Raw genomic sequence first — 14330 nt, forward strand, 5'->3', positions numbered from 1 at the left:
GGGCGTTCGGCGCCCTATGCCGATGCTACATCAAGACCTCGACCAAATCCCCCGCATTCGCGCCTTCAGGCGCCGGCACGCCGTAATAGCTTTCCGTCGTCGCGCGCGCGTGGGACTCGACCAGCGCGAGCTCCACGGTCCCTGCGCGCGAGGCCCGATCCTGAGCGCGCAGCTCGGCGCCCAGCGCCTCGAGCATGTGCGCGCGCTCGATCTTGACCGCCGACGGCACCTGGTCTCCGCGTGCGGCAGCCGGCGTGCCGCGTCGCGGGGAGTATCTGAACACATGCAGCTTCGAGAATCCGCACGTGCGCACAACATCGCAGGTCGACGCGAAATCCGCATCGGTTTCCCCGGGAAACCCCACGATGACGTCGGTGGAAAGCGCGATACCGGGAATCCGCGCGCGCAGGCGGTCGACGAGGCCCGCGAAGCGCTGCGCCGAATACGGCCGCGCCATCTGGCGAAGGATCCGCGTCGACCCCGACTGGAGCGGAAGGTGGAGATGGCGGCACACGCGGCCGCCCGACGTCGCCATCACCTCGATCAGCGCGTCATCCACGCTCTGAGGTTCGATGGACGAGATGCGCAGACGCGTTTCGGGCGCGCATGAGAGCAGGCGCTCGGCGAGCGTTGCGAGCCCCGCATCGCCGCATCGGTACCGACCGAGGTTGATGCCTGAAAGCACGATCTCGCGCACGCCCGCCGCCCCGAGCGCCGAGACCTCGCGCTCGACGGCCGCGGCGTCGCGGGAACGGGATCTCCCGCGCGCGACATGCACGATGCAGAACGTGCAGGCGTTGTCGCAGCCATCCTGGATCTTGACGGGAACGCGCGTCGGAAACGATCCTCCGACACGTGCCGCCGCGGCATCGGAAAGCGCGAAGGACCGGTCGGCTTTCGCGGCGCATGAAGCGGGCTCGCGATCGCCTTGTGCGCCATGCGCGCCGATGCCTGTGAGATAGTCATGCAGGGAAAGCCTCGGCACGACATCGACGCGTTCGCCCATGGCTTCGTACGTTGCCGGATCGATCGCGGATGCGCACCCGGTCACGACGACGCGGGCGTCGTCGGATGCCCGTAGGGCATGGCGCACGGCCTTGCGGGTCTTTTTCTCGGCCTCGCCCGTCACCGTGCAGGTGTTCACGACGATGAGATCGGCCGAAGACGGATCGGCTTCGATGCCGCCCGAGCCAAGGAGCATGGACGCGACCTCGTCGCTTTCGACACGGTTGACCTTGCACCCCAGGTTGACGATTGAAAAGCGCAGGCCAGCCTCGAACGCGTCAGTTGAATGCATCGCGCAGCTTCTGCAGCGGCGTACGCGGGGCGGCGACGTCTTCGCCGAACTCCTGGGCCACCGACTCGAGCATCTCGCGCTGTTTGCGCGTCACCTTCTTGGGAATGGTGACCGAAACGTGCGCATACAGATCGCCGCGCATATCGCTGTTCAGGCGCGGCATGCCGGCGCTCTTCACGCGGATGACCTGATCGTTCTGGCATCCTTCGGGAATGCGGATCTTGACCTTCTCGCCTTCGAAGATGCCCGATATCTCGACATCGGCCCCGAGTATGGCCTGGATGAAGCTTGCGTTGATGCGCGCATGCAGGTTGTCGCCGTCGCGCTCGAAGAACTCGTGCGGCTGGATGCGGCAGGTCACGATAAGGTCGCCCGCCGCAGCGCCGCGGATGCCGGCCTCGCCGAACCCGCTCACGCGCAGCTGCTGCCCTTCGCGGATCCCCGCAGGAACCTCGACGCTCACGTGCTGGCGGTCGGGCACGCGTCCCTGGCCGCCGCATTCCTCGCAGGGATTGTCGATGATGCGGCCCGTGCCGCCGCAGCGTCCGCAGGTCGTTTCCGTGCGCATGTCGCCGAGGAAGGTGCGCTGGACCGTGGTCACGCGCCCGCGGCCGTGGCAGTCGGGGCAGTCGACCTCGTGCGAACCCTCGGGACGGCCCGTGCCGCCGCAGGCATCGCAGGGCGCAAGGCGGTCGTAGACGATTTCCTTCTTGACGCCCGTCGCGACCTCCTCGAGCGTCAGGCGCAGGCCGACGCCCATGTCGCGTCCCTCGCGGCGCGTCGTCGTGCGTCCTCCCGCAGCGCCTCCGAAAAAGGTCGAGAAGATATCGCCCATGCCGAAGCCGCCGAACATGTCGTCGAAATCGACCGTGCCGTAACCGCCCGTGCCCGAAGCGCCCGGAATGGTGCCGAAGCGGTCGTACTGGGCGCGCTTCTGCGCGTCGGATAGCACGTCGTATGCCTCGTTCAGCTCTTTGAACTGCTCTTCCGCATTGGGTGCCTTGTTGACGTCGGGATGCAGCGTGCGCGCCTTGCGACGAAACGCCTTCTTGATCTCGTCGTCGGTGGCCCCCTTGGAGACACCGAGCACCTCGTACAGGTCTTTTGCCATGTCAGGCATACCTTTCTACAGATCTTGCAGGGCGCGCTTCGCGGAGCGAACGGCCTTGATCACATTCGAATAATTCATGCGCGTCGGCCCGATGACGGCGACGATGCCCTGCGAGGGACCCGACCCGTACGGCGCGGCGACGACCGAGACGCCCGAGAACGCTTCGTCCCCGTTTTCCGACCCGATCGAAACGCTCACGTCATCGAGCGCGTCGGAACGGTCGAACAGCCTCATGAGGACGGTGTCGTCCTCGAGCACCTGGAGAAGCGGCAGGGCGAAGCTCGTCCGGCTGAACTCGGGCTTGCGCAAAAGGGACGACAGCCCCAGGCTATGCAGGCGCGCGGAATCCTCCTGATGGAGGCAGATGACGATCTCGTCGAGGATCGTCCGGCCGAGCGCCCCCGAAAGCACGCCCGAACCCGTCGGGGCCGATGCCTTCATATCGACGACCGACCGCCCCGCGATGGCGGCGTTGATGGCGTTCTGCACGGCGGCAAGGTCGCCCGCGTCCACGTCGGAAGCGAAATCGACCGAACGGTTGAAGACCTGCCCGTCGTCGGTCACCACGACGACGAGCGCGCAGCGGGCCGACATCGACACGAGCGACACCTGCTTGACGCGGGCGCCGATCACGGACGGCGCGAGCACGACGGACAGCGAATCGGTCAGATGAGACAAAGCCTCGGACACTTTGTCCATAAGGCCGTCGGCCTCGGCGGCCGCATGCCGAAGCTCGTCGAAGACAGGCAAAAGCGCCTCTTCGCCGTATTCGCGCTTGAGAAGGTCGTCCACGAGGGCGCGATAGCCGATGTCGGTCGGGATCCGCCCGGAAGAGGTGTGGGGGGAGCGGAGATACCCCTCGCCTTCGAGGACCGAAAGCTCGTTTCTGACCGTTGCAGGAGAAACCCCCAGCTCGTATCGGTCGACAAGCGTGCGCGAGCCGACGGGCTGGGCATACGCGACGTATTCCTCTATCAGGGCTTCGAGAACCCTCTGCCTTCTGCTCGACAGCATGCCTGCACCCCCCTTGCTCCGTACGGCGCCCGATGATACATCCGCGCATGGCGCCGATGCCGGCCCATGCGTGCATGGGTGATTCTAGCAGCCGAATGCCATAAGTGCTAAAGAGAGCATCAAAAGTTACGGTTCCGACACCGATGCGCCACGTCATGCTCGAAAAGCCGCGCGAACCGGCCGTTCGGCCCCGAGGGGGCCGGCCTCTCCTCAGACGCCGCGATACGCCCGGTCTTCTTCCTCGATGCGCGCGGCATCGGCGAGCAGCTCGTCGAGCACGCGGTCGAAGTCGTCCACGGTGACGCAGGCGTTCAAAGCGGCCCGCGCGCGCGACGCGCCCGGCACGCCATGGAGATACCACATCACGTGCTTGCGCATGTACACGACCGTGTTGCCGAGCCGGGACGAGAGCAGGTGAATGTGCCTGCGCGCCATCTCGACGCGATCCTGCCGCGTCGGATCGGGCGCGGGCGGCATCCCGTCGAGCACCCGTCGGACGTCCGCGAAGATCCAGGGATTGCCTTGGGCGCCGCGGGCGATCATCACGCCGTCGCAGCCGGTCGCCCGGACCATATCCGCCGCCGAGGCGCCGGAGACGATGTCGCCGTTGCCGATGACGGGAACGGACAGGGCCGCTTTAACGCGCGCGACGCATTCCCACTCCGAAGGACCGCGATACATCTGGGCCGCCGTGCGCCCGTGCACGGTGACGGCGGCCGCCCCGGCGTCCTCCATGCGCAGGCCGAAATCGACCGCCGTTTCCTCCTCGGCGCCGAATCCGCGACGGAATTTGACGGTGACCGGGCACGATACGGCGCGGGCGACATCGCGGACGATCGAGGCGGCCAGGTCCTGATCGCGCATGAGGGCGGAACCGTCGCCCTTCTTGACGATCTTATGCGCCGGACATCCCATATTGATGTCGATGAGCGCGAGCGCGTCTCCGAGCTCGTCTTCCACCCAGGCCGCCTCGCGCGCCATGACCTTAGGCTCATGGCCGAAAAGCTGTATGGCGACGCGGCGCTCCCCTTCCGCGAGGTCGAGCAGATGACGCGTCTTCTCGTTGGCGAAGGAAAGCGCCTTGGACGAGATCATCTCGGTATATGTGAGATCACAGCCTTGCTCGAGGCAAAGCCGGCGAAACACGATATCATTGACGCCCGCCATGGGCGCAAGAAGCGCAGGCGTGCGTCCTTCGAAGAGAAACCGCAGGCCGGGATGCAAGCGCGCGGATCTCGCCGCGCAGGCATCAAGGCGCGAGCTCGTAGATTCGTCCATAGACTTCGTTTCCTAACAGCCACCCGCCGAGGGTCGGCCTGTATCGTCCTTCTTCCTTGCGTACGAGCCTGTCGCGCACGAGGGAATGGAACACCTCGAGCGCACGCGGCACCAGGAGCGCGGCGGCGCGCAGCTCTTCTTCCGACACGCCCTGGGCCATGCGCATGCGCATCATCAGATCCTCCACGACCATCTGGCGACGGTCGAGCTCGTCCACGACGGCGCCGTCCTGCACGCGCACGCGATGCGAGGCATCCTGGTCCATCGTGACGGCGGACACCCCCAGTCCGAGATACGGCACGCCTGTCCAGTAGGCCTTGTTGTGCCGGCATTCGAACCCGTCGCGCGCGTAGCTCGCGACCTCGTAGCGATGGAAGCCCTCAGGCTCGAGCACGTTGGGCGCCATGCCCATCATGAGGGCCTCTTCATCCTGGTTCGCATCGCGCATGCGGCCCTCTTCGACGAGTCGGTCGAAGGGCGTGCCTTCCTCTATGGAAAGCGGATAGACGCTTACGTGCGCCACGCCCAGGCGCACGGCCTCGGAAACATCGGACAGGAACATATCGGGCGTCTGGCCGGGGATGCCGCACATGAGATCGATCGACACGTTGTCGAATCGTTCGCGCGCCATGGCGACGGCCGCGCGGGCCGCCTGGCCGTCATGGACGCGGTCAACGGTGCGCAGGATGCCGTCGTCGAAGCTCTGCACGCCGATGGACAGGCGGTTCACGCCGAGCGCGTAGATATCGCGCACGAGCTCGGGCGTCAGGCTCTCGGGATTCGCTTCCATCGAGCATTCGACCTCGGTCGTCAGGTTCATGGACACGCCCAGCGTATAGAGCAGGTTCGACAGGTGCTTCGAGCCGACATGGCTCGGCGTGCCGCCGCCGATGTAGACCGTCTCGATGGAAGCGAGGTCGCCCGCCTTCGATGCGCGCCGGATGTCGAGGATGAGGCGCTCGATGTATTCCCCCACCTCGGCGGCGTCGCCCGGCACGGCTGACGTCGCGAAATCGCAGTACGCGCAGCGATGCGCGCAGAACGGTATATGGATGTAGAGCGCCCGATACGGATCGTGTTCGATCATTCGTCGACCTTCAGGATCGCCATGAACGCTTCCTGCGGGACCTCGACGTTGCCGATGGCCTTCATGCGCTTCTTGCCCGCCTTCTGCTTCTCGAGCAGCTTGCGCTTGCGCGAGATGTCGCCGCCGTAGCACTTCGCCAGCACGTCTTTGCGTTTCGCGCGGACCGTCTGGCGGGCGAGGATGCGGCCTCCGACAGCGGCCTGGATCGGCACCTCGAAGAGCTGGCGCGGGATGATGTCCTTCAGCTTCTCGCAGAGCACGCGCCCGCGGTCGTAGGCTTTGTCCTTATGGACGATGAACGACAGCGCGTCGATCGGTTTGCCGGACAAGAGGATGTCGAGCTTCTGCAGCGCTCCCGGCTTGTATCCGGCGTATTCGTAATCCAGGCTCGCATAGCCTTTCGTGCGGCTCTTGAGCGTGTCGAAGAAGTCCATGATGAGCTCGGATGAAGGAATCTCCCAGGTCATCTGGACCGTGGTCTGAGAGAGGTATTCCATGGTCTTGAAGGTGCCTCGATGGTCGACCGTGAGGTCCATGACGGCGCCGACGTAATCGGGCGGCACCATGATCGTCGCGTTCAGGTAGGGTTCTTCCACATGCTCGATCTCGGAAGGATCGGGCATGTCCTGCGGGGAGTGCAGGCTTTCCATCGTGCCGTTCGTCTTGTAGACGCGGTATTCCACGGAGGGAGCCGTGGCGATGAGGTCGAGCCCGAACTCACGCTCGAGGCGCTCCTTGATGACTTCCATATGGAGCAGCCCGAGGAACCCGACGCGAAAGCCGAAGCCGAGCGCATGGCTGGTCTCGGGCTCCCAGATGAGCGCGGGGTCGTTCAGGGCGAGCTTCTCGAGCGCCTCTTTGAGGGGCTCGTACTGGTCGCTGTCGATCGGGAACAGACCGGTATAGACCATGGGCTTGGCCTCGCGGTATCCCGGCAGGGCATCTGCCGCCGGGCGGGATGCGAGCGTCACCGTGTCGCCGACGCGCACCTGCGAGACATCCTTGAGGCCTGTGACCAGAAAACCCACCTCACCTGAGGAAAGCCCCGACATGGAAACCTCGGTCGGACGGCGCACGCCGATGTCCTCGACCAAGAAATCGAGCCCGTTGGCCATCAGGCGCACGCGATCGCCCTTCGCGATGGCGCCGTCCACGACGCGGATGAGCGCGACGACGCCGCGGTAGGCATCGAAATACGAATCGAAGATGAGCGCGCGCAGAGGCGCCTCGGCATCGCCCGTCGGCGCGGGGATGGATGCGACCACGGACTCCAGCAGGTCATGGACGCCCTCTCCGGTCTTTCCGCTCGCGAGGACGGCCTCGTCGGCCGGAATGGCCAGACCGTCTTCGATCTCGGCTTTCACGCGCTCGGGCTCGGCCGAGGGAAGATCGATCTTGTTGATGAGGGGGATGATCTCGAGGCCGGCGTTCATGGCCATCATGGCGTTCGCGACCGTCTGGGCCTCGACGCCCTGGGTGGCATCCACGACGAGCACCGCGCCTTCGCATGCGGCCAGGCTGCGGCTCACCTCGTAGGTGAAGTCGACATGCCCCGGCGTGTCGATGAGGTTGAGCTGGTAGACGCTGCCGTCGTCGGCCTCGTAATCCACGCGCACGGCCTGGCTCTTGATCGTGATGCCGCGCTCGCGCTCGATCTCCATGCTGTCGAGCAGCTGCGCGGTCATGTCGCGCTTGGCGACGGTGCCGGTGAGTTCGAGGATGCGATCGGACAGCGTCGACTTGCCGTGGTCGATATGGGCGATGATGCTGAAGTTACGGATGCGATCGGGATTCGTAGGCATTGATGCTCGCGTTTCTGGGATAGGGGCGGTCGTGGACGCATCGAAGCGGACGTGAGGATTATACGCGGTCAGAGCCGCCGCGAAGCCTTCTCGTTATGCACGGAGTCCTGCATGAGCGCCTTGAGGGCATCGATGCCCGTGCCCTTCTCCGACGAGCATGCGATGACGGGGATGTCGGCGCCGAGACCGAGCTGGCGGCGAAGGGCGGACACGGCGGAGAAGGCCTTGCTGCGGCTGAGCTTGTCGGCCTTCGTGAGCACGATGACGAACGGCAGGTCGTAACGGATGAGGAATTCGATCATCTGGACATCGAGCGCGGTGGCCGGGTGACGTATGTCGACAAGCGAGACCACGAGCGCGAAACGACGGTCGGATTCGAAATAGGCGCTCATGAGGCGGCGCCAACGTGCGATCTCGGCCTTCGAGACCTTCGCGAAGCCGTAGCCCGGCAGATCGACGAAGTCGGCGTCTTCGGCGGTGAAGAAGTTGACCGCAGCCGTCTTGCCCGGCGTCTGGGATACCTTCGCAAGCCTCTTGCGATTGAACAGACGGTTGAGAAGCGACGATTTCCCCACGTTCGAACGCCCGGCGAAGACGATCTCGGGGCGAAGCGATAAGGGAATTTGATCAGGCGTGGCGTACGACGCCTTGAATTCGACCGTGTTGAAATTCATGGTATCCTCCGTCTATGCGCGGCGGGCGCCCGCCCTCAGGCTTCGGCCGCAGCGGAATCGGCGTGCGCGTGTCCGATGGTGTCGATGTAGTGAATCGCGAATATCGGCGCACCTACCATAGCAAAGCATCTTCCCCTATGGTAGAATCGCTAGGTTTTCGCTGAGAGATTGTACTATTCATATATCGGAGGAATGAACTGTGGCGAATATCAAAAGTCAGAAAAAGCGTATCCTGACCAACGAGAAGGCTCGTATGCGCAACAAGGCCGTCAAGTCCGAGCTCAAGACCGCCGTGCGCGCCGCGCGCGAAGCCGTCGAGGCCAAGGACGGCGTTGCCGCATACAAGACCGCGCTGCATGCATGCCGCCTGCTCGACAAGGCCGCCAGCAAGGGCATCATTCACAAGAACCAGGCCGCCAACCGCAAGAGCGGCGTCATGAAGCTGGCGAACACGATCGTCACCGACGCCGATCGCGCCGCAGCCAACGACTAATTCCTCACGCGCTTTCATCGAAAGCTCGGTTCGACGCACGCCGAACCGCATGGAAGATATGCTCGATACCTGAAAAGCCCCGCGTTCGCGGGGCTTTTTTCACGTTTCACGCGCAAAGAGCGTTCATCCTCGCCCGTATCGAATGCCTTACGATCCGACGATCGAGGATTCCATCCAGTCGAGGAACGCATCGTCCTGGTCGGCGCCCGACTTCATGGCCCTATCGGCATCACGGGCGGCGATAAGCGCTTCTTTCAGTTCTTCGGCGGTCCACAAGCGCGTCCACGAGGCATGGTTCTTGAGCTTCCACGCCGGCACGCCGAGACGCTGCACAAGATCGTTCGGCAACGATCCGCCTCGTGCCGCAAGCGCGCGCCACATAATCAGTTCGCGCAGGCGCGCGACGCACCGCGCGAGCATGATGACAGGCGAATCGTCGAGATGCGCATAGAGGGCGAGGCATCGGGGCAGATCGCGCGAGGCGAAAGCGTCCACGAAATCCCAATATTTGGTCTTGGACGTATGGGCGACGAGCGCCTCGATCGCGGATGCGCCGATCGGGGCCTTGGAAGGATGCGCAAGGGCGATTTTATGCAGCTCGGCATCGAGGGCGACGGTATTCTCCCCCACAAGCTCGACGAGACGCGTCGCCGCTGCGAGGGAGATGGCGATTCCGTGCGTCGCGGCCATATCCCGCACGCGGGAAGGAAGCTCGTGCCTCTTCAAGGGAGCGCAATCGATGACCGCGCTCTTCCCCAGCTTGGAAGCGGCCTTGTAGAGCGCAGCGCTCTTGGGGACCTTCGCGCCTACGAGGGCCAGGACCGTCGACGGCGACGGGTTTCCCAGATACTCGACGAGAGCGGAGACCGACTGCTTCTTCATGGCATCCACGCCGCGCACGAGCACGAGGCGGACGCTGCTCGCGAACGGAAGGGTGTTGCACGCCGCGATGACGTCCGCGCCTTCGGCCGCAGATTCGAAGACGTCGAGGTTGAAGTCTATGTCGCCGCGTGCGGCGACGTTCGCTTGGAGACGTTCCAGAACGCGTTCGCGCTTGAGTTCGTCCTCGCCGACGATGAGATATGCAGGAAGCAGTTCAGCCATGCTGACAAGTCTATCGCATGCCCGACGCTTCTATGCCATCGCGCGTGAACCTGCATGAGACGTCCCCGTCCTCGTCGGTGCGCCAGACTTCGCATCCGATCGACGCGAGCGCCTCGAGCGCCTCGCGCGTCGGATGTCCGTATCGATTGCGCGCCCCGACGCTGATAAGCGCGTATTCAGGTTTCAGCTCGCGACAGAGCTCTTCCGTCGTACCGGCGCGGCTCCCATGATGGCCGACTTTCAGCACATCGATATCCCCAACCAATCCCCGATCGATCAGTCCTTCTATCTGAGGAGCCTCGGCATCGCCGGTCAGAAGCGCGCTCGCTTCGCATGTGCCGTCCCCCTCGGCATCGTATTCGACGAGCATGCAGACGCTGTCGGCATTGCCTCCGCCATCCGTGAATTCCTGCGGACCGACGACCGTGCATCGGAACCGACCGACGCGCAGGACATCGCCCGGCTCCACCCCCTTGACGCCCTGGGAGCCGACGATGCCGCGCGCCGATTCTATAAGCGCCTTGTTCTTATCGTCGCGCTGCGTAAACGTATCTTCGGCCAGATACACCTCGCCGCGTGCCAAGACCGACGAGAGCATTGGAAGCGACCCGCAATGATCGTCGTCATGATGCGTGATGACAAGCGCGTCCAGATGGGAAACCCCGGCACGCCCCAACGATGCCGCAAGGAGGGAATCCTGGTTTCCCGTATCGACGAGCAACGCGCTTCCTTCGCTCTGCACGAGGATCGCATCGCCCTGCCCTACGTCGAGCGCGACGATGCGATCCCCTGCGAACCGACCGGGCGCGAGGACGAGAAGGCAGCAGGCAAGCGCGATGCCGCCGCATATGCATGCATTCCTCCGAGTCGGGAGAGGCCAAAGCGCCCAGAGCGCGCAGAACGCGCCGATGCTCGCCGCGGCCGAAACGCCGAGAGGAACCGAGCAGAACACGCTCGCGTACGGCAGGTGCGAAAGCGCGCGCATGCCGGAAACGAACAGCTCCGCCGCATACGAGAGGGCATGCAGCATCATATGCCCGAGACGAGGAAAGACGGCATCGACCGCAAGCGATGCCATTCCGCCTACGACCAGGAAAGCGAAGACGGGGGCCGCAACGACGTTCGAGAGCGGGGAGATCAGCGGCACGCGATGGAACAGCGATGCGTTCGCCGGCATCGCGAGGACGTTCGCGCATGCCGTGAGGGCGATGGCATCGGATGCGCCTTTGAACCGCCCCCGAAGCGCCGTATCGATCCACGAGGACGCGAGCGGCATGAGAACGATGATGCCGAGCGTGCTTGCCGCGGAAAGATAGAGGGACAGCGACGTCGCGCCGTAGGCGTCCGCCGCCAGCATGATGCAGATCGCCGCAGCGAGCGACGAGAGGGATGACGGACGCCTGCGAACCCAAACGGAGCTGCATCCGACGATCGCCATGAGTCCGGCGCGCACGACGCTCGGCTGCATGCCCGTGCACAACGCGTACGCGACGATGAAGAGCGCTATGAGAATCGGCATGCCGCGGCGCGAAACGCCGCATCGGAGGGCGATGCGGGACACAAGCGCCGAAACCACGGCAAGATGCGCGCCGGATACCGCAACCAGATGCGCAAGGCCCACGGCCTTCATGTCCTCGTATGCGCCGCATGCATCGAGCCTGGTCCGATCGCCGAGCACGACGGCAGAAAGCAGCGCCGATCCTTCCCCGCCCACGCATTCCAGCTCCTTTTGCGCCCAGGCGCGCAGCGAAAGAAGGATCCCGGGCACGCCCGTTCGTTCAAGGACGCTCACGTCGGATGCCTTGGCCTGGACGAATACGCCTTCTATTCCGAAACGCGACCTCTGATGGTCAGGAATTTCGGAAAACGAGAGGTGCGCTTCGATGCGATCGTGCGCGAGGACGCGGATATCCCCGCCATACAGAACGCGCACCTTGACGCCGCGGCCGTCCTCGCCCTCAAGGCGCATGATGCAGTGCGCGCCGAAATCGTTCGATGCCCCGTCCTGCAACGCGACGAGCCGACACGTTCCGCCATAGGCTTCGGCGAGGGCGTCCACGTCGGCAGATGCATGGTCGGCCGTCCACCATGCCCACGCCGCGAGGACGACCCAGGCGCAGAGCGCGACCCAGAGCGCAGGCGGGATGCTGGGGCGCACGGCCGTAGTCGAATCCGCCGCCGATTCTTCATCCGTCCGCCCGTCAATGCGGGATCCGCCGGCCGTCCATCCGTCGCGCAGACAATCGATCGCATCCGCCGAGACGCCGGCTACACGCATAGGGAATCACGCATGCGTTCGAGCTTCTTCTTCCCTATCCCTTCGACGCGCGTGATGTCGTCGACCGAAGAGAACGGGCCGCTCTTCTCGCGTTCCTCCACGATTGCCCGCGCCGTCGCAGGGCCGACGCCCGGGATCCGATCGAGCGCCGCCTCATCGGCGGTGTTGATATTCACGGGACCCGATTGCGCCGAAGCGGACGGTGCGGCATCGGCGCCGGATGCCGATGCCGCAGACGGGTTCGCCTGCGCCTCGCCCTGAGCGAGAACCCGGACCTGCTGGCCGTCCGTCAGAGCGCTCGCGAGGTTCACGGAATCCTGGATCGCATCGTCGGAAAAGCCCGAGGCGGCGGCGATGGCATCGTTCACGCGCGCCGATGCGGGAAGCTCGTACATGCCGGGATCGACGACGGCGCCTGCCACGTGCACGTGAACGCGTGCGTCCGAATACGTCTCGGCCGCATCCGCCGCGGATGGCGCCGGCGCGGCGTTCGCGGCATCCGAAGATGCGCCGTCTTCCTGCCGAACCGAGGCGCCGCCTTCGCGATTCTCGTCGCGCCCTTCGCTATCGGACGCATCTCCCGATCCAGCCTCCTGCGCGGATGCGTCTTCGAACGTGAACGACGGGACGGCGGCGCCGTAGGCCGAACGCAAAGCAAAGGAAAGCGTCAACGCGAGCAGAACCGCCGCACCTATGAGCGCAGGGCGCGGAACATGGGATAGATGGGCTTTGACGAGCAGCTTCTCGGCGGAATCATTGAATGCCATGCGATCACCTCGCCGTGCATTCTTGCAGCCGAGCCTTGCGCGGATCCAACCGGATCCTTCTCGGACGGACGATCGGTTCCTCCCGTATGCCGGACCGAACCCGGCCGCGTGCGCATCCGATTCTTATTGCATGCGCGGCTCATCCTGCTCGCCCGCGGCATCGGAAGCAATCGACGCGTTCCTGCGGAGCTTGGCGTACGACGAGGGACTGCGATACTCGTGAAGCTCCGCCTTGCCCAGGATCTCGTCGACCCAGGAATCGATCGGCAGCTCGGCCTCGGCGGCCAGCACGTCGGCGATCTTCGCGTGCGTCTCGGGGCTGCGCGGCATGAAGAGCGTGCAGCAGTCGGGCGCGGGCGTGCTCGAAAGGTCGAAGGTGCCGAGCTTCTGGGCGTCTGCGATGATCTCGAGCTTGTCGCTGCCGATAAGGGGACGGAAGACCTGCATGTCGACCGCAGAGCCCGTCGCGGCGAGGTTGTCGAGCGTCTGCGACGCCACCTGACCGAGGCTTTCACCCGTGACCAGCGCTTTTGCACCCTCTCGTCGTGCAATGGCCGCTGCGACGCGCATCATGAGGCGCCGATAGACGATGATGCGCAGGCGTTGCGGCACCGTGCCGGCGATGGTCCGCTGATAATCGCCGAACGGAACCACGTACATGCGCGCGATGCCTCCGAAGCCTTCGATCGTATGCGCGATGTCGTCCACGATGAACTCGGAGGTCGCCTGGGTCTGGGGGCGGCCCGAGAAGTGAACGGCGACGCAGGTGGCTCCTCGGCGCGCCATCCGCCAGAGAGCCACGGGGGAGTCGATGCCCGACGACAGCAGGCAGACGACCTTTCCCGCCGTCCCGATAGGCAGGCCGCCCACGCCGGGAATGGAAAGCGCATACGCGTAGGCATGCCCTTGCACGACTTCGACGTGCACCTCGACGTCCGGGTCTTTCATGCGTACCTTCTTATCGGGAAATTCCCCGCATAGATATTCGCCGACGCGGCGCGCGATCTCCATCGAATCGATAGGGAAATCGGTATGGTTGCGCCGCCCTACGACCTTCCACGTCGTGAACGAAGGTACCTCGGCAAGCGCGTCCCGCGATGCCTCGAAGATGGCATCGAGATCGCGTTCGCATACATATCCGCAGCTCACTCGAGCAACACCCGGCACCTTGCACAGCGTATCCACCATACGCTCGCCCGCTTCGAGCGGCGCTCCCTCGGAGAGCATGACCAGAATGCGGCCGGAGATGCGTATGACGCGCTCGACAGGCTCGCCGTCGAGCAGGCCCTCGATGTTATGGACGAGCCGCCGCTCGAACGTCGAGCGATTATGGCCCTTCAGCCCGAGCTCGTGATAGTGCACGAGGCAGATGCGTTGGAAGCGGGACATGCGTCCTCCTTCGTTCATACGATGAAAGGCCCGCAC

At 64.7% G+C, this 14330-nt stretch carries 12 protein-coding genes; 1 reads left to right on the top strand and 11 read right to left on the bottom strand.

The annotated features are described in order from the left end of the window. Positions 1 to 25: 25 nt before the first annotated feature. The 7 genes from mtaB to yihA all read right to left on the bottom strand — a co-directional run bounded on the left by mtaB (position 26) and on the right by yihA (position 8263). Entirely contained in the window at positions 26 to 1297 is a 1272-nt protein-coding gene (gene mtaB / locus HMPREF0762_RS01185; RefSeq protein ID WP_006361517.1) for a tRNA (N(6)-L-threonylcarbamoyladenosine(37)-C(2))-methylthiotransferase MtaB, read from the bottom strand. Beyond that, entirely contained in the window at positions 1284 to 2408 is a 1125-nt protein-coding gene (gene dnaJ / locus HMPREF0762_RS01190; RefSeq protein ID WP_040618761.1) for a molecular chaperone DnaJ, read from the bottom strand. The genes mtaB and dnaJ overlap by 14 nt, the downstream gene beginning before the upstream one ends. Before the next feature lie 15 nt (positions 2409 to 2423). Further along, a complete protein-coding gene (gene hrcA / locus HMPREF0762_RS01195) occupies positions 2424 to 3422 on the bottom strand; it encodes a heat-inducible transcriptional repressor HrcA (protein ID WP_006361519.1) in 999 nt (332 codons plus the stop codon). Positions 3423 to 3632: 210 nt separating this feature from the next. Then, entirely contained in the window at positions 3633 to 4700 is a 1068-nt protein-coding gene (gene dusB / locus HMPREF0762_RS01200; RefSeq protein WP_084779333.1) for a tRNA dihydrouridine synthase DusB, read from the bottom strand. After that, entirely contained in the window at positions 4672 to 5787 is a 1116-nt protein-coding gene (gene hemW / locus HMPREF0762_RS01205) for a radical SAM family heme chaperone HemW (protein ID WP_006361521.1), read from the bottom strand. Before hemW ends, dusB begins: the two co-directional genes overlap by 29 nt. Next, entirely contained in the window at positions 5784 to 7589 is a 1806-nt protein-coding gene (gene lepA, locus HMPREF0762_RS01210; RefSeq protein WP_006361522.1) for a translation elongation factor 4, read from the bottom strand. The genes hemW and lepA overlap by 4 nt, the downstream gene beginning before the upstream one ends. 68 nt (positions 7590 to 7657) lie before the next feature. Further along, the gene (gene yihA, locus HMPREF0762_RS01215; RefSeq protein ID WP_006361523.1) at positions 7658 to 8263 is read right to left on the bottom strand and encodes a ribosome biogenesis GTP-binding protein YihA/YsxC; all 606 of its coding nucleotides are present in this window, start codon (positions 8261 to 8263) and stop codon (positions 7658 to 7660) included. 199 nt (positions 8264 to 8462) lie between these two features. Between yihA and rpsT the strand changes: the two genes are divergently transcribed. Then, the gene (gene rpsT / locus HMPREF0762_RS01220; RefSeq protein WP_006361525.1) at positions 8463 to 8756 is read left to right on the top strand and encodes a 30S ribosomal protein S20; all 294 of its coding nucleotides are present in this window, start codon (positions 8463 to 8465) and stop codon (positions 8754 to 8756) included. Positions 8757 to 8903: 147 nt separating this feature from the next. On the opposite strand, the gene holA is transcribed toward rpsT, so the two are convergent. The 4 genes from holA to thiI form a co-directional block, all read right to left on the bottom strand. Then, a complete protein-coding gene (gene holA / locus HMPREF0762_RS01225; protein ID WP_006361526.1) occupies positions 8904 to 9860 on the bottom strand; it encodes a DNA polymerase III subunit delta in 957 nt (318 codons plus the stop codon). 10 nt (positions 9861 to 9870) lie between these two features. Then, complete coding sequence (locus tag HMPREF0762_RS01230; protein ID WP_006361527.1) at positions 9871 to 12138, bottom strand: DNA internalization-related competence protein ComEC/Rec2; 2268 nt, start codon at positions 12136 to 12138, stop codon at positions 9871 to 9873. Next, positions 12129 to 12905 (bottom strand): ComEA family DNA-binding protein, encoded by a 777-nt coding sequence (locus tag HMPREF0762_RS01235; RefSeq protein ID WP_006361528.1) that lies wholly within the window; start codon positions 12903 to 12905, stop codon positions 12129 to 12131. The genes HMPREF0762_RS01230 and HMPREF0762_RS01235 overlap by 10 nt, the downstream gene beginning before the upstream one ends. 123 nt (positions 12906 to 13028) lie before the next feature. Beyond that, positions 13029 to 14294, bottom strand: coding sequence for a tRNA uracil 4-sulfurtransferase ThiI (gene thiI, locus HMPREF0762_RS01240; RefSeq protein WP_006361529.1), 1266 nt, complete (start codon positions 14292 to 14294; stop codon positions 13029 to 13031). Positions 14295 to 14330: the final 36 nt, after the last annotated feature.

Source organism: Slackia exigua ATCC 700122, from assembly GCF_000162875.1.
GTDB lineage: Bacteria > Actinomycetota > Coriobacteriia > Coriobacteriales > Eggerthellaceae > Slackia > Slackia exigua.

Excerpts from the sequence above, each read along its gene's own strand:
- thiI (WP_006361529.1), bottom strand. The coding sequence starts at position 14,294 with ATGTCCCGCTTCCAACGCATCTGCCTCGTGCACTATCACGAGCTCGGG.
- dnaJ (WP_040618761.1), bottom strand. The coding sequence starts at position 2,408 with ATGGCAAAAGACCTGTACGAGGTGCTCGGTGTCTCCAAGGGGGCCACC.
- lepA (WP_006361522.1), bottom strand. The coding sequence starts at position 7,589 with ATGCCTACGAATCCCGATCGCATCCGTAACTTCAGCATCATCGCCCAT.
- hemW (WP_006361521.1), bottom strand. The coding sequence starts at position 5,787 with ATGATCGAACACGATCCGTATCGGGCGCTCTACATCCATATACCGTTC.
- holA (WP_006361526.1), bottom strand. The coding sequence starts at position 9,860 with ATGGCTGAACTGCTTCCTGCATATCTCATCGTCGGCGAGGACGAACTC.
- mtaB (WP_006361517.1), bottom strand. The coding sequence starts at position 1,297 with ATGCATTCAACTGACGCGTTCGAGGCTGGCCTGCGCTTTTCAATCGTC.
- dusB (WP_084779333.1), bottom strand. The coding sequence starts at position 4,700 with ATGGACGAATCTACGAGCTCGCGCCTTGATGCCTGCGCGGCGAGATCC.
- HMPREF0762_RS01230 (WP_006361527.1), bottom strand. The coding sequence starts at position 12,138 with ATGCGTGTAGCCGGCGTCTCGGCGGATGCGATCGATTGTCTGCGCGAC.
- HMPREF0762_RS01235 (WP_006361528.1), bottom strand. The coding sequence starts at position 12,905 with ATGGCATTCAATGATTCCGCCGAGAAGCTGCTCGTCAAAGCCCATCTA.
- yihA (WP_006361523.1), bottom strand. The coding sequence starts at position 8,263 with ATGAATTTCAACACGGTCGAATTCAAGGCGTCGTACGCCACGCCTGAT.
- hrcA (WP_006361519.1), bottom strand. The coding sequence starts at position 3,422 with ATGCTGTCGAGCAGAAGGCAGAGGGTTCTCGAAGCCCTGATAGAGGAA.